At 69.2% G+C, this 16,720-nt stretch carries 17 protein-coding genes; 5 read left to right on the top strand and 12 right to left on the bottom strand.

Annotation, left to right across the window (positions count from 1 at the left end; genetic code table 11):
• Positions 1-4: 4 nt before the first annotated feature.
• The 4 genes from accB to FZ033_RS15915 form a co-directional block, all read right to left on the bottom strand.
• Positions 5-472, bottom strand: a complete 468-nt coding sequence (accB, locus tag FZ033_RS15930) for an acetyl-CoA carboxylase biotin carboxyl carrier protein (RefSeq protein WP_149577100.1) — start codon at positions 470-472, stop codon at positions 5-7.
• 130 nt (positions 473-602) lie between these two features.
• Entirely contained in the window at positions 603-1,043 is a 441-nt protein-coding gene (gene aroQ / locus FZ033_RS15925; RefSeq protein ID WP_149577099.1) for a type II 3-dehydroquinate dehydratase, read from the bottom strand.
• Between the two features lie 171 nt (positions 1,044-1,214).
• Complete coding sequence (locus FZ033_RS15920) at positions 1,215-2,015, bottom strand: DsbA family protein (RefSeq protein WP_149577098.1); 801 nt, start codon at positions 2,013-2,015, stop codon at positions 1,215-1,217.
• A 26-nt stretch (positions 2,016-2,041) separates the two neighbouring features.
• On the bottom strand, positions 2,042-3,481 hold the full coding sequence (locus tag FZ033_RS15915) for a M48 family metalloprotease (RefSeq protein WP_149577097.1): 1,440 nt from the start codon (positions 3,479-3,481) through the stop codon (positions 2,042-2,044).
• Between the two features lie 357 nt (positions 3,482-3,838).
• Here FZ033_RS15915 and FZ033_RS15910 point away from each other — a divergent pair, with 357 nt between their 5' ends.
• Both FZ033_RS15910 and aat read left to right on the top strand, forming a co-directional pair.
• On the top strand, positions 3,839-5,020 hold the full coding sequence (locus FZ033_RS15910) for a pyridoxal phosphate-dependent aminotransferase (protein ID WP_149577096.1): 1,182 nt from the start codon (positions 3,839-3,841) through the stop codon (positions 5,018-5,020).
• A 46-nt stretch (positions 5,021-5,066) separates the two neighbouring features.
• Complete coding sequence (aat, locus tag FZ033_RS15905) at positions 5,067-5,738, top strand: leucyl/phenylalanyl-tRNA--protein transferase (protein ID WP_149577095.1); 672 nt, start codon at positions 5,067-5,069, stop codon at positions 5,736-5,738.
• Here aat and FZ033_RS24620 read toward each other — a convergent pair.
• The 7 genes from FZ033_RS24620 to FZ033_RS15870 form a co-directional block, all read right to left on the bottom strand.
• On the bottom strand, positions 5,675-6,361 hold the full coding sequence (locus FZ033_RS24620; RefSeq protein WP_149577094.1) for a DUF2155 domain-containing protein: 687 nt from the start codon (positions 6,359-6,361) through the stop codon (positions 5,675-5,677). The genes aat and FZ033_RS24620 overlap by 64 nt on opposite strands.
• Before the next feature lie 141 nt (positions 6,362-6,502).
• Complete coding sequence (locus tag FZ033_RS15895; protein WP_041575777.1) at positions 6,503-6,913, bottom strand: NADH:ubiquinone oxidoreductase subunit NDUFA12; 411 nt, start codon at positions 6,911-6,913, stop codon at positions 6,503-6,505.
• A gap of 75 nt (positions 6,914-6,988) precedes the next feature.
• Positions 6,989-8,089 (bottom strand): calcium:proton antiporter, encoded by a 1,101-nt coding sequence (locus tag FZ033_RS15890; protein WP_188079528.1) that lies wholly within the window; start codon positions 8,087-8,089, stop codon positions 6,989-6,991.
• A 92-nt stretch (positions 8,090-8,181) separates the two neighbouring features.
• Complete coding sequence (gene speB, locus FZ033_RS15885) at positions 8,182-9,177, bottom strand: agmatinase (RefSeq protein ID WP_149577092.1); 996 nt, start codon at positions 9,175-9,177, stop codon at positions 8,182-8,184.
• A 112-nt stretch (positions 9,178-9,289) separates the two neighbouring features.
• Positions 9,290-11,425, bottom strand: coding sequence for a hypothetical protein (locus FZ033_RS15880; protein WP_149577091.1), 2,136 nt, complete (start codon positions 11,423-11,425; stop codon positions 9,290-9,292).
• Positions 11,422-11,961: a sigma factor-like helix-turn-helix DNA-binding protein gene (locus FZ033_RS15875; RefSeq protein ID WP_149577090.1), complete on the bottom strand. Its 540-nt coding sequence runs from the start codon at positions 11,959-11,961 to the stop codon at positions 11,422-11,424. Before FZ033_RS15875 ends, FZ033_RS15880 begins: the two co-directional genes overlap by 4 nt.
• A gap of 185 nt (positions 11,962-12,146) precedes the next feature.
• On the bottom strand, positions 12,147-12,542 hold the full coding sequence (locus FZ033_RS15870) for a flagellar export protein FliJ (protein WP_149577089.1): 396 nt from the start codon (positions 12,540-12,542) through the stop codon (positions 12,147-12,149).
• Between the two features lie 468 nt (positions 12,543-13,010).
• Here FZ033_RS15870 and ctrA point away from each other — a divergent pair, with 468 nt between their 5' ends.
• Entirely contained in the window at positions 13,011-13,712 is a 702-nt protein-coding gene (gene ctrA / locus FZ033_RS15865; RefSeq protein WP_012115463.1) for a response regulator transcription factor CtrA, read from the top strand.
• A gap of 106 nt (positions 13,713-13,818) precedes the next feature.
• Here ctrA and chpT read toward each other — a convergent pair whose 3' ends face one another.
• Positions 13,819-14,520 carry a histidine phosphotransferase ChpT gene (gene chpT / locus FZ033_RS15860; RefSeq protein WP_232847509.1) on the bottom strand — a complete coding sequence of 234 codons (702 nt, stop codon included), beginning with the start codon at positions 14,518-14,520 and terminating at the stop codon, positions 13,819-13,821.
• A 268-nt stretch (positions 14,521-14,788) separates the two neighbouring features.
• Here chpT and cysQ point away from each other — a divergent pair, with 268 nt between their 5' ends.
• Positions 14,789-15,631, top strand: a complete 843-nt coding sequence (gene cysQ, locus FZ033_RS15855) for a 3'(2'),5'-bisphosphate nucleotidase CysQ (protein ID WP_149577088.1) — start codon at positions 14,789-14,791, stop codon at positions 15,629-15,631.
• Between the two features lie 282 nt (positions 15,632-15,913).
• Positions 15,914-16,498, top strand: coding sequence for a DUF1134 domain-containing protein (locus tag FZ033_RS15850; RefSeq protein ID WP_232847534.1), 585 nt, complete (start codon positions 15,914-15,916; stop codon positions 16,496-16,498).
• Positions 16,499-16,720 lie beyond the last annotated feature (222 nt).

Below are 16,720 nucleotides of genomic sequence, written 5' to 3'. Positions count from 1 at the left end.
CAGCTCATTCGATGATGAGCAGCGGCTCGCCGTATTCCACCGGCTGGGCATTGCCCACCAGAATGCGCGTCACCGTGCCCGAGCGCGGGGCCGGGATGGCGTTCATGGTTTTCATGGCCTCGACGATCAGCACCGTCTGGCCTTCCTTCACGCTGGCGCCCACCTCGATGAAGGCAGGGGCGCCGGGTTCAGAAGAAAGATAGGCTGTACCCACCATGGGCGAGGGCACCACGCCCGGGTGCTTGGAAAAATCGGCCGGGCCCACCTCGGCGACGGGTGCCGCGACCGCGACAGGGGCCGCTGCGAACGGCGCCGCGGGAGCCTGGGCGTAAGTGACGGGCGCGGGGGCGCGCACCACGCGGATGCGCAGGCCCTCGTGCTCCACCTCGATCTCGGTCAGGTCGCTGCCCGAGAGGAGATCGGCGATCTCCTTGACGATGGCGGTGTCGATGGGGGGTTGGTTGGGCTTCATCTTGTTCCTGCTCTTGCCGGCCGGATCTGAAGGCCGGATCGGGCCGCGGAGGCGCGAGCCATTTGGGCACGAGCCATTTGGGCGCGAGTAATGTGGGCGCGCCTGATTTTGGGCGCGTGTGAATGGTGCGTCACGGCGTGTGCGGCAGGCTGGCGAGGGCGCGAAGCCCCAGCACGTAGCTCTGCGGCCCGAAGCCGCAGATCACGCCGCGCACCACCGGCGACAGATAGGAGTGGTGGCGGAACGCCTCCCGCGCGAACACGTTGGACAGGTGCACCTCTATGGTAGGCACCCCCACGGCCGCCACGGCGTCACGCAACGCCACGGAGGTGTGGGTATAGGCCGCTGCGTTCAGCACGATGCCGCGCGCGCCGCGCGCCTCCTGGATGAAATCCACCAGTGCGCCTTCCGAATTGGTCTGGCGGAAGTGGATCTCAAAGCCGAGCGCCGCGCCTTCGGCACGGCAAAGCGCCTCCACGTCGGCAAGCGTCGCCGCGCCGTAGATGCCGGGCTCGCGGGTGCCGAGGAGGTTGAGGTTTGGTCCGTTCAGGACGTGGACAGTATCGGACATCCGTGACTGATCTGCCGCCGGCTCCATTTGGCCGGGTCGCTGCCTTATAGGGGCGTGCGGCCCGCAAGGAAAGAGCGGGCCGCACGACGGGCGCACGCGGCTGTGAACGCCCGCCCCTCATGACGCTAGGGAATGCCTGAGCCGACAGCCCCGGCGCTCGGGACTTAACCCTTACTTGACCACCGGCGGGTGCTTGCGGGCCTCGGCAATGGCGGCCTTCAGCTTGTCGAAGCCCACCGCGCCGATCACCACCTGGTCGCCGATGACGTAGGACGGCGTGCCGTTCAGTGCCAGCGCCTCGGCCATCTTCATGCTCTCGTCGAGGGTGGCGTTCAGCTCGGGCGAGGTGGCCTGCTTCTGAAGCAGGGCCGTGTCGATGCCCACCTCCTTCGCCGCCGCCAGCGCCTTGGCCCGGTCCGCCTGGCCACGACCGCTGAGCAGGGCCTGATGGAAGGCCATGTACTTCTCGGGCGCCACCATGCGCACCGCCACAGCCACCTGGGCAGCCTCGACGGAGCCCTGGCCCAGCACCGGGAACTCCTTCAGCACCACGCGCAGGTTGGGATCCTGCTTGATGAGGTCCTGCAGGTCGGAGAGCGCCTTTTTGCAATAGCCGCAATTGTAGTCGAAGAACTCCACCAGGGTGACGTCACCCTTGGGATTGCCCGCCACGATGCCACGCGGGCTGTTCACGAGAAGCTGGCGCACCTCGCCTACGGCCTTGCTGCGCTGGCTGGCGTCCTGAACCATCTGGCGCGACTCGAGGACCGAGATGGCCTCCTGCAGCACTTCCGGATTCTGGATCAGATACTCGCGGATGATGCCGCCGAGCTCCTTCTTCTCATCGTCGGTGAAGGCAGCCGCTGGGCGCGCCACCAGGACGACAGCCGAGAGGGCGGCCAGCGCCAGCGTGAAAAGCCGGGGGGCGAGGCGCCGAAGGCTGGTGATGGGCGAGCCCAGATGGGGGGGCATTCAATTCTCCATGGGGTGAAAGAGTGTCACTGCTGGTTGGCGGCGCTTTTGGGCGGTTTGAAGTTCACCAGGTCGTCGGCCTGCAACCAACCCGGCGAGCCCTGCGGAAAACGTTGGCGGGCGCGGGCGGCCAGCTCGCGCCCGAGCTTGAACTCGCCCTCGGCGAAACTGCTCTGGGCCGCGGCAAGGTCGGCGTTGGCGAGGTCGCCGGAGCGGCCATAGGCCAGGGAGAGGGACCGCCAGGCCGAGGCGGAATTGGGATCACGCTGGGTGGCCTGCACCAGCTCGCGAATCGCTTCCTGGGTGTAGGAGGGATTGCCCGCCTGCACCAGCGCCTGCCCGAGCATGGACCGGATGAGGGGGGCGCCGTTGGTCATGGCCACCGCCTTGCGCAGCGGGGCAACCGATTCGGCTGCCCGTCCGGCCTCCAGCAGGGCCTGACCCTTCAGCTCGTAGAAATAGGGGTTGGACGGATCGCGGGCGATGAGCGCGTCGATCTGGGCCACCGAGCCATTCACATTGCCGAAGCGGTAAGCCGAGATCGCCCGTGCATATTGCGCCGCCATGGAGGTGTCTGAGGCCGGATAGCGCCGCGCCACCGTCTCCGGCCGCTCCATGAAGCCGATGAGCTTGGCCCGCATCATGTCGTGGCGGGCCTGGAGCGCGGGCGGATCCTTGGCCTCGTAATAGGGGCTGGCCTTGGCGAGCTGCTCCAGCGCGGCGATGCGCTCGCGGGCCATGGGATGGCTCAGCGAATAGGGATCCACCCGCTGGCTGATGAAGAGCTGGTCGTTCTGGAAGCGCTGGAAGGTCTCCAGCATGCCCTTGGCCGACTGGTGGGTGGCATCCAGATACTTCACCGCAGAACGGTCGGCGGCCGCCTCCTCGCCCCGCTGGTAGTTGAGGAGCGAGCGCCGGATCAGTTCCTGGGGCGCCGACATGGCCGCGCCGCCCACATTGCCGAGGTCGCGCCCGTTCATGCCGCCCGCGGCGCCCGCCGCCATGCCACCGGCCGCCAGCAGCATGGCGACGATGGCCATGGTCTGGGCACCCGCCAGCTGCTCGCGCATGCGGGCGAGGTGGCCACCGGCGATATGGCCGGTCTCGTGGGCCAGGACGCCGATGATCTGGTTGGGCGTGGTCGAATCAACCAGCGCGCCGGTGTTGACGAAGATGCGCTTGCCGTCGGCCACGAAGGCGTTGAACGATCGCTCGGAAATGAGCACCACCTCGACATTCTGCTGGCCGAGGCCCGCCGACTTGAGGATGGGGCGGGTATAGTCCTTCAGCAGCGCCTCGATCTCGGTGTCGCGGATGGTGCTCGGACCCTTGCGGGCCTGCTCCTGCGCCATTGCGACCTGGATCGGCAGCGCCACGGCGGCCGCAAGGCACAGGCCGCGGGCCAGGGCCCGGCCGGATGCGCGGACGACCGACAGAAAAGACAGGGATGAAGAAGGCATGGGCATTATCGCTCGGCTTCGATCCGTTTCCTCGATCCCTCTGGTCCGCGCCACCCCATGCCGGCGGCGACGCATGCATCCGGGCTGCGACGACATCAACGTTGCCAGCACCCGTGCCGGCCGACATCATCGCCCCGTCCTCGCCCGATCTTCGCCCCCTTGGGCGCCCTATTGGCGCCCGCGACGGCGCAGGCTACGAGACAGCCGGACACTGGTGTCCGCCGGACCCCTGGTCAATGCACCGGTCTTCACGTTGAGGCGAACCCGTCTCAGGGACAGTCAGATTAAGGCGGCAGCACGGCAGCGCGGACCTTCCGCTGCGTCGTGGTCCGCCAATGCACGAAACAAGCTGGAAATCGCAGCATGGCCACAGCGCCCTTCCCCCGCTCCATCGCCCTCTCCCGCCGCAGCGCGGTGGAGCCGTTCATCGTCATGGATGTGATGGAGCACGCCGCCCGCATCGAAGCCGGCGGCGGCCATGTCATCCATCTGGAAGTAGGCCAGCCGGCCGCCCCCGCCCCCACCGTAGCCCGGCGGGCGGCGGCGGCGGCGCTGGAGGCCGGGCAGGTGGGCTATACCGCCGCCCTCGGCATTCCGGCCCTGCGCGCCCGCATCGCCCGCCATTATGGCGAGACCCATGGCGTCGCCGTTGACCCCGAGCGCATCGTGGTGACCCATGGCTCGTCCGGCGGCTTCGTGCTCGCCTTCCTGGCCCTGTTCGAGCCCGGCGACCGGGTGGCCATCGCCGCACCCGGCTATCCGCCCTACCGGCACGTGCTCCATGCGCTGGGTTGCGAGCCGGTGCTGATCGAGACCCGCGCGGAAGACCGCCATGCCCTGACCCCCGAGCGGCTGCTGGAGGCCCACCGCAAGGCCCCGCTCAAGGGCGTGCTGGTGGCGAGCCCCGCCAACCCCACCGGCACCATGATGGACCGCGCCGCCCTGACCGCGCTCTACGCCTGCGCCCGCGACCTGAACCTCGCCTTCATCTCCGACGAGATCTACCACGGGCTCGACTACGCCTTCCCGGCGGTGAGCGGGGTGGAGATCGGCGACGACGTCACCGTCATCAATTCCTTCTCCAAATATTTCTGCATGACCGGCTGGCGGGTGGGCTGGATGGTGGTGCCGCCGGGCGTGTCGCGCACCATGGAACGGCTTCAGCAGAACCTCTCCATCTCCGTGCCGACCCTGTCCCAGATCGCCGCCGACGCCGCCTTCGAGGGCCGGGCCGAGATGGACCTCGTCAAGGCGACCTATGTGGAGAACCGCCGCATCCTGACGGAAGGCCTGCCCCAGGCGGGGCTCAAGCGCTTCCTGCCGGCGGACGGCGCCTTCTATCTCTACGCGGACGTGTCCGACTTCACCAACGACAGCGCCGCCTTCGCCCGCCGCATGCTGGACGCGGCGCATGTGGCGACGACGCCGGGGGTGGATTTCGACCCCTTCCACGGCCACCAGTTCCTGCGCATCTCCTATGCGGGCGCGGCTCCCGACATGACGGAAGCGGTGGCGCGGATCGGCGACTTCCTGAAGCGGGGGTGAGGCGGCGGCCACACGGTCGCGCCATTTCCTGCTATCATTGCTCTCCATGAGCCGGCTGAGCGACCAGATCGTCGAGATCACACCCGATGTCCTGCTGAAGGCCTATGCCTGCGGCATCTTTCCCATGGCGGAAAGTGCCGACGATCCCGGCCTCTACTGGATCGAGCCGGAGCGGCGCGGCATCATCCCGCTGGACGGCTTCCACATCTCCTCCCGCCTCGCCCGCACCGTGCGCTCCGACAAGTTCGAAGTGCGCGTCGACCACGACTTCGACGCCGTCATCGACGGTTGCTCCGAGCCGCAGGAGGGCCGCGAGAAGACCTGGATCAACGAGCGGATCCGCAAGCTCTACGGCGAATTGTTCCTGCGCGGGCGCTGCCACACGGTGGAAGCCTGGCGCGACGGGAAACTGGTGGGCGGGCTGTATGGGGTGCGGCTCGGCGGCGCCTTCTTCGGCGAGAGCATGTTCCACCGCGAGACCGACGCCTCGAAGGTCGCCCTCGTGCATCTGGTGGGACGGCTGATCGCCGGCGGCTTCCGGCTGCTGGACACCCAGTTCGTCACCAGCCACCTGAAGACCTTCGGCGCCATCGAGGTGTCGCGGCGGCACTACCACCGCCTGCTCGATCACGCCCTCCAGGGCGAGGCGGACTTCTACTGCTGGCCGCGCGCGGTCACCGGGGCCGAGGCTTTGCAGCCGATCAGCCACACGTCGTAGATGGGGTGCTCCACCGCATGGAGGCCGGGGCTGGAGGCGAACATCCACCCGGTGAAGATGCGCTTGGCCTGTCCCGCCAGCGTCACCTCGTTCACCTCGGCGAAGGAGGTGGTGTTCTGCGTCTCGGTGGCCGGCCGCGTGTAGCAGACGCGCGGCGTCACCTGGAGCGCACCGAACTGCGCCGTCTCGCCGATAGCCACGTCGAACGCCGTGATGCGGCCGGTGATCTTGTCGAGGCCGGCAAAGACCGCAAAGGCATTGGCGATCTTCTGGGTCGGCGGCTGCACCACCACCACGTCGCCGCCCGCATCCGAGTTCGGGGCTGGCGGTGGCGCCGCAACGGGAGCCGGGCCAGGCGCCGGCTGGACGCCGGGGGGCAAGGCCGGCGCCGGGCCACGCTGGACCGTGCCGGGCGTCACCGGCCGGGGGGCCGGGGCGGCGGAGGGCGCGGCCGGACGGGGAGCCGGAACGGTGCCGGGCGGCGCTGGAATCGTGCCGGGGGGCGCGAGGGGCGTGGATTCGATCTGGCCCGGACGCTGATACTGCACCTGCGCCAGTGCCGCGGATGCCGTGCCGGCGAGAAACGCCGCGGCGAGAAGCGGCACGGTACGGTAAAGGCGCATCAGGACATCAACCCGTTACAAAATCTGAAGGCGGCGGGCATTCGCCACGCCGCCCTTCTGAAGCGCCGGATTCGGGCAGCGGCAAGGCGACCGGGCGAATAAGGCGATGGCGCGCGGAAGGTTGCCGTGCGCGAGCGACCATCAATCGCCGGGGGTCCAGGCCTTGTAGTCGCCGGTGACGCGGGGCCGCAGGCCGCCGGCCAGAACCGAGCCCTTGGGCCGGTAGGCGCCGGGCGAGCCGGTCATGTTGCGGCGGTGCGGCTTCTGCCAGGAGCGGGGGGTATAGGCCTCGTCCACCGGCGGGGTGTCCACGCGGTGGTGCATCCAGCCCCACCAGCCGGGCGGAATGGTGGAGGCTTCCGCATAGCCGGGGTAGATGACCCAGCGGCGCTCGAAGCCCAGCGTCGGGTCGATCTTGCCGCCCTTGGTGCGGAAATAGCGATTGCCGAACTCATCCTCGCCCACGAACTCGCCGAACCGCTTCGTCCACCACATGGTGCCGACGGTCTGCTTGTTCCACCAGGTGAAGATATAAAGCAGGAAGTTCTTCACGGCCCGCGCCTCGTTCAAAAATCGGGCGGAACATGCCATCTGGCCCGCCGCCTGTCCACCTGTCGCCGCCCCGCCCTACGGCATGAACAGCAGCATCACATAGACGCAGAAGACGATGAGATGCACAACGCCGTTCAGCGCATTAGTCCGCCCCGTGCCGAACGACAGGATGGACAGCACGAAGGTGACCAGCAGCATGGTGCGGTCCTCGGTGTCGAGGCCGAGGACCATGGAGTGGCCGATGAGCGTCGAGATGAAGGCCATGGCCGGGATGGTGAGCGCCACCGTGGCCAGCGCCGAGCCCAACGCGATGTTCAACGAATGCTGGAGGTGGTTGCGGGAGGCCGCCCGCACCGCGGCGATGCCTTCCGGCAACAGGATCAGCAGCGCGATGAGGGCGCCGGTCACGGCGTCGGGATCAGCCAGCGCGAAATTGCCGAGAAAGTCCTCGAAGGCCGCCGCCACGTGCTTCGACAAGGCGACCACCGCCGCAAGGCTCGCGAGCAGCATGACAAGGCTGAGCGCAAACGCGTTCGGCGTGGGCGGCGCGTCGCTGTGGCCCTCCGGCTGGCTCTCGTAGTGCTCGCGGTAGCGCACCGTCTGCATGTACAGGAACGCCCCGTAGAGCGAGATCGCGACGAAGCTCATGAAGATGAGCTGCCGGGGGGAGAAGGTGCCGGTCTCGCCCTCGTGGGTCTCGGCTGGCAAAACCAGCAGCATCACTCCCAGCGCAATCATCACTGAGAGGTAGCCCGAGACGCCCTGTTGCTGGATGGTCTGTTCCCGGTGCCTGAGGCTGCCGAGCAGCAGGCACAGGCCGACGATGCCGGTATTGACGATCATCAGCACGGAAAACACCGATTCCCGCGCCAGGGTCGGGTTGTTCTCGCCATGGAGCATCATCGAGGCCATCACCGAGACCTCGATGATGGTGACGGACATGGTGAGCAGCAGGACGCCGTAGGGCTGGCCAAGGCGGCGTGCCACCACGTCCGCATGGGCGACCGACGAGATCGCCGAACCGCACAGCAGCGCGATGGCGAGGACCGCGGCGATGCCCGGCACCAGACCTTCCGAGCCCGGCGCGAGGTCCGGCCACGCCTTCAGGAACAGCGCGAGCGCGAGGCCCGACCCCGGCACGAGGTAGTTGAGCGCCGTCGGGCCGCTTCCCTTCACGCTGTATTCCTTTCCGCCACGACCGGTCCCGCTGTCCCACATCCGCTACGGCCCCGCAAGGTTTCGCCCCCTGCCGGGCCGCCCGGCGCGCCTCAGAGCGCGACCGGCCGCCCGGTCGCCTTGCGCTCGGCAAGGAGGCACAGGTAGACCGAGGCCAGTGTCGCCCCCGCGAGCGCGGTGATCTCCGCATGGTCATAGGGCGGGGACACCTCCACCACGTCGAAGCCCTTCAGGTCGAGACCGCCGAGCCGCCGCAGGCACGAGATCGCCTCGCGGGTGGAAAGGCCGCCGCACACCGGCGTGCCGGTGCCCGGCGCGAAGGCGGGGTCCAACGCATCGATGTCGAACGTGACATAGACCGGGGCATCCCCGACCCGGTCGGCGATGTGGTCCGCCAGCGCGATCGGCCCCATCTCGGCGGCCGTCAACCCGTGGACGATCTCGATACCGCAGGTCTGGGGGGCGTAGGTGCGGATACCAACCTGGATCGAGCGATCGACCCGGATCAGCCCGTCCTTCACGGCGCGGGTGATCATGGTGCCGTGGTCCACCCGGTCGCCACCGTCTTCCCAGGTATCCTGGTGCGCATCGAACTGCACCAGCGCCACCGGCTCGCCGAGATGGGCCGTGAGAGCCTTAAGCACCGGATAGGTAAGGAAATGATCGCCGCCGAGGCTCACCAGATGGGCGCCCCGGGCATAGTGCGCACGCGCCTGCGCGGCGATGGCGGCCGGGATCCCGGCGGGCAGGCCGTAGTCGAAGACACAGTCCCCGCCATCGACCACATCCAGCGTCTCGAACGGGTCGATGCCGAAGGGATAGAACGGGTCGCCATCCAGGATGGTGGATGCGGCGCGGATGGCGCGCGGCCCGAATCGCGTGCCCGGCCGGTTGGAGACGGCCACATCCAGCGGCACGCCCCACACCACCACCTCCGCTCCGCCGCCGTCGCGCGCATAGCGCCGGCGCAGGAAGGAGGTGACGCCGGAATAATTGGGCTCGGTGGACTGGCCGTGGCGGAAGCCGGGATCAAGGGCGCGATCCACCGGGCGGGGATGCAGCGGATCGGTCGGGGTGGTGCTCGACATGACACTCCTCGAATGGGCGGCGGCCGAAAGCGCCCGGCGCCGCAGCGCCGGTATCATAAGCATTTTCGCTGATCGGATTGATTCAATCCGATCAGATCCGGCTCCCGCGCGCTCACTCCGGTGCGAGGCGTCCGCGATAAACCACCTTGCCCGGCGGCTGCCCGTCTGCGGAGGCAGCGCCCGAGCCGAGCTTCGGCTCCTGCGTCACCACCACTTCGGCCGCGCCGAGCCGGTTCCGGCCGAGACCTGCGAGCGCCGGCGTGCGGCCGGACAGTCCGGCGGTGAACGCGCCGAGCAGCAGCGCCGGCCGGCCGGGAACCAGCAGCCACAGCCGGTTGATCTCGCCCTCCGGCGGTACGGGCGCAAAGCTGCGCACGAAGATCACGCCGCTGTCCGGATCGAGGCGGACGGCGATGGACGGCAGCGGCTCGCTCTGGAGCACGCCCACCCATTGGCCGTCGCGCGGCCAGAACCATTCGCGATAGGCGGCGAAAGCGGCGACGGCGATGAGCAGCGCCGTCAGCGTGAGCGTCGCCGCCCGCCACGGAAAGCTGCTCCGCCGCATCGGCCGGCGCAGCCCATCGGCGGGCGCGGCTTCATCGCCCGCCGCGGCAGGCTCCGGCAGCGCCGAGACCACGCCGGACGCCACCACCGCGGCCCAGCCAGGCAAAGGCGGCGCCTCCTCCCCCTTGGCGCCGGCCGCGGGATCGGCGGAGGGCGGCTCGGCGGAGGGCTCGACCGGGGTCGGCTCGATGGGGGGGGCCGTGGCCAAGGTGGATTGGGCGGGGACGGATTGGAGAGGGGCCGGCTCGAAGGTGGCAGGCTCGGTGCGAGGCTCCGGGGACGCGGCCTCCGCGCTCGCCGCCACCTCAGCCGGTTGCGCATGGGGTGATGACGCATCCCCCGCGCCAGCCTCGGCAGTCGCGTCACGGACTGCATCGGCGACGCCCAAGCCGTCATCCCCGAAAGAGGCTGCGACGTCTGCCGTCCCGGACGGTGGCCGCACCGTCTCCAGGCTCGCGACCTCCTCCGGGCCGTAAGGCAAAACCGTAATCAGCAGTTCCGCCGGGACCTGAGAGCCGCCCTCGGCACTGGTGGCATGGGATTCCGCTGCCACGACGGATGTCGGCACCGGCAAACCGGAGATTGGCGCGGCCTCGACCGAATCGAAGGCGGAACTGGCTATCGCCTCCGCCTCGAAAACGCCGGGCATGGGGATCGCCGGGCTTCCGGGTAGCGCAGGCGTCACGCCGTCCTGTAGCAGCCCAGGCGAGGCCTGATCCGCCCCTGCCGCGATCTCGGCAGCATGGACCGCAGGCGCGGCGCCCTCGTCTGCTGTCGATGGCGCGGGCTGATTCGCGCCCACCGCGGTCGGCGAAAAAGCGTCGGGCGACGGTGCCTCAGGCTCCAGGAACGTGAAGGGCGGTGGTGGTGGCGGCCCAGCGGTCAGCGCGCCCTCGTCCGCCGGAGGCGGCGCGGGCAATACCTGATCCGTCCCGGTCTCGGTGCCTTCGGCGGCTGGCGGCGGATCGGGCTCCAGGAAGATGAAGGCCGGGGGCGGCGTCAGCGGTTCCGGCACCGGACGCGGGCGCGGCGGCGCAGGGGGCGCCAGCTTGAGCGGGGGCGGCAAGGAATCGGCCCGCTCCGACGCAGCGGCCTGCGGCGGTGGTTCAGGCAAGGGAGGGGCGGGCGGCAGCAGGCCGGCGGCGACGGCATCCTGAATAGCGCCGCCGAGGGTCCGCCCGCCGGGCACTCTGAGAGCCACCGGCACCGGAGGCGCGGCAGGCGGCGGGACCGGGGCCGGCCGCTTCGGGCGCGGGGGCCCCTCCCCTGCTCCGCGTCCGGGAGGGGCGAAGCCGAACAGCCGGCGCACGGTTGCCACCGGTCCCTGGGGCCGGGGCGCGGGCGCCCGGCCGGGGCGCACCTCCCCGACCACCGGGCGCGGCGCGGGCTCGGCCGGTGGTGGAACCTTGCGAAGCGTCTTGGGCGGCGCAGCGGCCGGCGCGGCCTTGAGATCGGCGACGATCACCCGCCAGATCGAGGGCGGCGGCGTCACCGGGACGGCAAGTTCGTGGAGCGGCGACAGGCGGCGCTCCCACAGCCGCACCAGCCCCGCGAACGGGGGATCGGCCGCGATGCGCGCACGCACGTTCTTTCGCTCTTCCGAATCAAGGGTGCCGAGCACGTATTCGGCCGCTAGGGTGCGGTCGGCCTCGGTCAGGTGCGCCGCGGGGGCCGGCACCGTCATGAGCGCCGCCCCATGCACTCGCCGAGCTGGGACACGCTGCGCGCCATCCAGGCACGGATGGCGGCCACCGGCGCGTCGAAATAGATGGACAGGGCCTCGCGGTTCCAGCCGTCATAGAAGGCGAGCAGCACCATGCGCCGGCGCTCCTCCGGCAGCTTGCCGAGGCAGGCGAGCAGACGGATCAACGCCGGGCTCCGGCGTTCGGAGGCGAGCGGGTCCTCGCCCCTCTGGGCGGCGTCGAACGGCTCGAAGGCGTCGCCCACGGGCCGCTTCCAGGCCATGTCGAGGGCGCTGGAGCGGGCCACGGCGGCCATCCAGCAGACCGGATCTTCCTGCGGGCGCAGGGTGTGGGCCTCAGCCCGGATGCGCCTGTAGGCCTGCCGCAGCGCCTCGCCGGCCAGCTCCGGTCGCCGGAGCAGGCGGAGCACGAGCCCATAAAGCTTCGGGCTCGTGAGGCGGTAGAGCTCCTCGAAGGCGTGCAGGTCGCCGGCGGCGACGCGATCGACGAGGGCATGGACCTTGCGGTGGGAGGTCACGGAACATTCGTGCTCGGTGGGGGACCGCGCAGAAGCTACCGGAGCGGCACTGCGGAATGGAAGCCTTGAATGCCACAGGACACGCGTGCCGCGCGCAAAAAAGCGCGCCGCACCGCAGCATTAGCTACCAATTTACCGTCGCCATCGCCCTTACGGCTTTCCCGCCTCGCAAAAGGCTCCTGAGGTCAGTGGCGGGCAGTCTCGCCGGGGCGCAGCGGCTGACGCCGGCCCGGAGCCTCGACACGCCCGGCGCGATCCATCTCGCCGGCCGCCTCCACCAGGGCAAGGTCGGCTTCCACCTCGGCGAGGGTGGCCCGGGCCGCCTCCTGCTGAGCTTTCAGATCCTGCGCGGACCGCTGGAGATTGTCGCGCCGGTTGCGCGCGGCAAGCGCCAGCGGCGGATAGGCGAAATGCCTGGGATCGGAGATGCCGGAGCGCTCCTCCTCCGCGGAAATGTCGCGCTCGAGATCTTGGGCCATGCGCTCGAACTCGGCGATCATGGTGTCGATCTGGGCAAGGCGGCGGCGCGCATCGTCGATCTGGAATCGCTTTGCACGGATCAGGGGGTCACGCGACTTCATCGCCTCTACTCCGGTACGCATACGGGAACGCGCCCCCAACGCCCGTGTGCGCTCGGAGCTTCCGGGTTCAGAGAATGTCGTGTGCTGGTTGCCCTTTCCTTACCTCGACCGCGGCAATGGGATGAAAATCGCGTTCGCGGACGCCACGGCAACCAATCGTTTACCGCCTTCATTAATGATGACGCTACGGTTCGGGTGAAGCGCCTTGGCGTGCGTCACCTGGGCACCGCCCCAGGCTCGGGCGGGAGGGGTGGCCGCGCACGTGACCGAGGGCTTGTGGAAAAGACCTTAAGTGCTTGATGAAGAGTCAGTCTTGACTCTCGTGCACAAAGTTTTTTCGACAGACTCTTGTGGAAGAGAATCGAGATCTGTTAACGATTCTACACACGTAACGCGAATCACCCCGATGGCCGAGCAACAGAAGTCGGCAGCCCCGACTTCTGGGTAGTTGCGAGGAAAGGGATAGCCATGCGCGTCTTGCTCATCGAGGACGACAGTGCTACGGCCCGAGGCATCGAACTGATGCTGAAGACCGAGAGCTTTAACGTCTATACGACCAACCTCGGTGAGGAAGGCGTAGATCTCGGTAAGGTCTACGAATACGACATCATCCTTCTCGACTTGAACCTGCCCGACATGTCGGGGTTCGAAGTCCTGCGCGCCCTGCGCGTGGCGAAGGTGAAGACACCGATCCTCATCCTGTCCGGCCTCGCCAATACGGAAGACAAGGTGAAGGGCTTCGGCTTCGGCGCCGACGACTACCTCACCAAGCCGTTCCACAAGGACGAGATGGTGGCGCGCATCCACGCCATCGTACGCCGGTCCAAGGGCCACGCCCAGTCGGTGATCCAGACCGGCGACCTCGTGGTGAACCTGGACACCAAGACCGTGGAGGTGGAGAACAACCGGGTCCACCTCACCGGCAAGGAATACCAGATGCTGGAGCTGCTCTCGCTCCGCAAGGGCACGACCCTGACCAAGGAGATGTTCCTCAACCATCTCTACGGCGGCATGGACGAGCCCGAACTGAAAATCATCGACGTGTTCATCTGCAAGCTGCGCAAGAAGCTCGCCAACGCGTCCGCGGGCAAGAACTACATCGAGACCGTGTGGGGCCGGGGCTATGTGCTGCGCGAGCCCATGCTGGGCGCCGAGCGCATCGCCGTCTGATCCCCTCTCTCCTCGCACGCAACAAAGAGGCCCCGCATCGCGGGGCTTTTTCGTTTGGGGGCCAGACAAGCGCCGCGAGCGAAAGAGCCCCCGCCGATAGCCCTGGTCAGCCCGGCGTGGAGATGGTCACGGTGTCGCCCTCCTGGGCGAAGCGGATGGCGATGGCGCAGTCGCGGGCCAGCATGCCGGCATAGAAGGGCTGTACCGAATGGGCATCGAGCCCGCCCTCGGGTGCGGCGCCGTCCACCAGCGCCTGCAGCCCTTCCGGGATGCGCGCCTTCTCGCCGGTGGAGGCCAGCACGAAGCCGGTGGCATCGCCCTCCCCTGCCGCCGAGATGCGGATGACGCCACCGCGCGGAATGGTGGTGCCGGCCAGCAGCACCAGATTGAGCAGCAGCTTGACCCGGTTCTTGGGCAGAAGCTCCCGTGGCAGGGACCATTCCACCCGGGTACGGCCGTCCTCGATCACCGGGCGCACCACCTGCTCGGCATCGCCGAGATCAAGCCGCGCCCCGGCGGAACCGGCCGCACCGAAGGCGAGGCGAGTGAACTGGAGCCGCGCGGAAGCCTGCCGCGCGCTCTTGGCGATGAGATCGAGGGCGACATCACGCATGTCCGCGGCGTCCTCGTCCTCCAGCACCTCGAGGCCGTTGACGATGGCGCCCACCGGGCTGATCACGTCGTGGCACACCCGCGAGCACAGGAGGGCCCCGAGATCGAGCGCGGAGACGGCCAGCGTCACGACGGGCGCGGCAGCGGCGGACTTTTCGGTGGCGGGGCTTTGGGTGGCGGTCTTTTCGGTGGACATGGCGTCTCCCGGACGGCGACGGCGGGCGGCTCAATGCGGCTCCGCCGGACCGCGCCCGAATCCGTCTGGATCAAAGTCGGTCCAGTTACACCGCCGGCACACGGCGCCACAAGCGCTGCCGCTCCGCCGCCGGGCGTGCAGCCTGACGTGCCGCCGACCTGCCGCCGACTTGCCGCACCGCACCAACCATGATGTGGAACCGCGCATCGACACGGCCGCCGCGCGGGGCTAGAGACTGCGTCCCCGAGACCCGCAAAAGCCGCTCGCCATGACCTTTCCCGTGCCCCGCGCGCCCGCCCCCACCGATGCCGCCCTGCTGGCGGGCCTTGCGGAGGCGGCGCTGGCAGCCGGCGTCGTCATCCGCCGCATCGAGGCGGAAGGCATCACCCACCGGCAGAAATCCGACCGGAGCCCGGTGACGGAGGCGGATCACGAGGCTGAAGCCACCATCTTCGCCGCCCTCGCCCACCTCATGCCCGGCGTGCCGGTGGTAGCGGAGGAGGCGACGGCGGCGGGCACCGAGGTCATCTGCGGCAATCGCTTCGTGCTGGTCGACCCTCTCGACGGCACGCGCGAATTCATCTCCGGCAACGGCGAGTACACCGTGAACATCGCGGTGGTGGAGGACGGCGCCCCGGTGCTCGGCGTGGTCTACGCGCCGGCCCGGGCCTTGCTGTTCGCCGGGCGGCCCGGGGCCGCCTTCCGGGCCATCCGCGCACCCGGCGCCCGCGTCGATGCGCAGGACTGGACCCCCATCGCCTGCCGCAAGGTGCCGGACGGCCCCCTCGTGGTGGCCGAAAGCCGCTCCCACGGCGATCCCGCCACCGACGCGCTCATTGCCCGCCACCAGGTGGCGGAGCGCATTCCGGCGGGGTCGGCGCTGAAATTCGGCCTCATCGCCGAGGGCAAGGCGGACTTCTACCCTCGCCTCGGCCCGGTGATGGAGTGGGACAGCGCGGCGGGTCATGCCCTGGTGGTGGCGGCCGGCGGCAGCGTCACCCGTCCGGACGGCAGCCCCCTCACCTATGGCCATGCGGAGGTCGGCTACATGGTCCACGGCTTCGTGGCCTGGGGCGCCGGCGGGCCGCCGGACACGGGCGCGGCGGGTTAACCCGCCGATAATTCCGGATCCCGCATGGTGATTTTCAGGTAACGCCCGACCATCAGCGCGCGGCCGACGTCCCTGCGTCATACTCATCGCCATAATTTGAGCGATTCGCGCGGTCGCCATACACGCCCCAGGTGACGCACACCCAAGGCGACGCAAACCCGGTTGACGCAGCCCCAGTTGAAGCGGCCCCCTTCATCGAAGCCCACTGCGAGATCCCCCATGCGCTTCTCTTCGAGCTTCCTCAAGACCGCCCGCGGCCTGCCGCAGACGCTGCGGCGCCAGATGGGGCGCCAGATCACCCGCCACCTTGGCGGCCTCGTGGTCGCCCTCGCCGCGTTCGGTGCCGCGGTGCCCGCAAGCGCACAAGGCCAGGGGCCGACCCCGCAGGCCTATTCCACCAACGAACTGGTCAGCAAAGGCCACTCCTTCTTCGGCAGTGTCTCGCGCGGGCTCGCGCTCAGCATCGAGAAAGCGGTGGGTCAGTGGGGCCAGCCCAACGGCTACATCCTCGGCCAGGAAGGCTCCGGCGCCTTCGTGGGCGGCCTGCGCTATGGCGAGGGCGTGCTCTATACCCGCAACGCCGGCGACCTGAAGGTCTACTGGCAGGGTCCCTCCGTGGGCTGGGACTTCGGCGGCGACGGCGCCCGCACCATGGTCCTCGTCTACAATCTGCGGAGCGTGGACGACATCTTCCGCCGCTTCGGGGGCATCTCCGGCTCGGCCTATGTGGTGGCCGGCTTCGGCATGACCGCGCTCGGGGCCGACGGCATCGTGGTGGTCCCGATCCGTTCGGGCGTGGGCGTGCGCCTCGGCGCCAATCTCGGCTACCTCAAGTTCACCCCCAACCCCACCTGGAACCCCTTCTGAGAGCATCCGGGCGCACACCAATCGACGCGCCCCGCGCGAAACGGGCGCGTCGCCGCTGGCACGCTGCAGCGCGCCGTGGCATGAATGGATGAAGGTTCCGGGACGGCGCGCGGCGGGTGCATTCCACTACCGCTCGCCCGACGGAACGGCAGATGAGACGTGTGACGGCCCATCCCGCTCGCGGCAGCGAAACGGGCTCGCCGGGCCGGCTCCAGGGGAAGG

It is taken from the genome of Xanthobacter oligotrophicus, assembly GCF_008364685.1.
GTDB lineage: Bacteria > Pseudomonadota > Alphaproteobacteria > Rhizobiales > Xanthobacteraceae > Xanthobacter > Xanthobacter oligotrophicus.
Note: the sequence above shows the minus strand (reverse complement) of the source record. Positions and strands in the feature narration are given on the sequence as shown.

Bases quoted from the DNA above. Each gene is read 5' to 3' on its own strand.
- accB (WP_149577100.1), bottom strand. From the start codon at position 472: ATGAAGCCCAACCAACCCCCCATCGACACCGCCATCGTCAAGGAGATC.
- aroQ (WP_149577099.1), bottom strand. From the start codon at position 1,043: ATGTCCGATACTGTCCACGTCCTGAACGGACCAAACCTCAACCTCCTC.
- FZ033_RS15920 (WP_149577098.1), bottom strand. From the start codon at position 2,015: ATGCCCCCCCATCTGGGCTCGCCCATCACCAGCCTTCGGCGCCTCGCC.
- FZ033_RS15915 (WP_149577097.1), bottom strand. From the start codon at position 3,481: ATGCCCATGCCTTCTTCATCCCTGTCTTTTCTGTCGGTCGTCCGCGCA.
- FZ033_RS15910 (WP_149577096.1), top strand. From the start codon at position 3,839: ATGGCCACAGCGCCCTTCCCCCGCTCCATCGCCCTCTCCCGCCGCAGC.
- aat (WP_149577095.1), top strand. From the start codon at position 5,067: ATGAGCCGGCTGAGCGACCAGATCGTCGAGATCACACCCGATGTCCTG.
- FZ033_RS24620 (WP_149577094.1), bottom strand. From the start codon at position 6,361: ATGCGCCTTTACCGTACCGTGCCGCTTCTCGCCGCGGCGTTTCTCGCC.
- speB (WP_149577092.1), bottom strand. From the start codon at position 9,177: ATGTCGAGCACCACCCCGACCGATCCGCTGCATCCCCGCCCGGTGGAT.
- FZ033_RS15880 (WP_149577091.1), bottom strand. From the start codon at position 11,425: ATGACGGTGCCGGCCCCCGCGGCGCACCTGACCGAGGCCGACCGCACC.
- FZ033_RS15870 (WP_149577089.1), bottom strand. From the start codon at position 12,542: ATGAAGTCGCGTGACCCCCTGATCCGTGCAAAGCGATTCCAGATCGAC.
- ctrA (WP_012115463.1), top strand. From the start codon at position 13,011: ATGCGCGTCTTGCTCATCGAGGACGACAGTGCTACGGCCCGAGGCATC.
- chpT (WP_232847509.1), bottom strand. From the start codon at position 14,520: ATGTCCACCGAAAAGACCGCCACCCAAAGCCCCGCCACCGAAAAGTCC.
- cysQ (WP_149577088.1), top strand. From the start codon at position 14,789: ATGACCTTTCCCGTGCCCCGCGCGCCCGCCCCCACCGATGCCGCCCTG.
- FZ033_RS15850 (WP_232847534.1), top strand. From the start codon at position 15,914: ATGGGGCGCCAGATCACCCGCCACCTTGGCGGCCTCGTGGTCGCCCTC.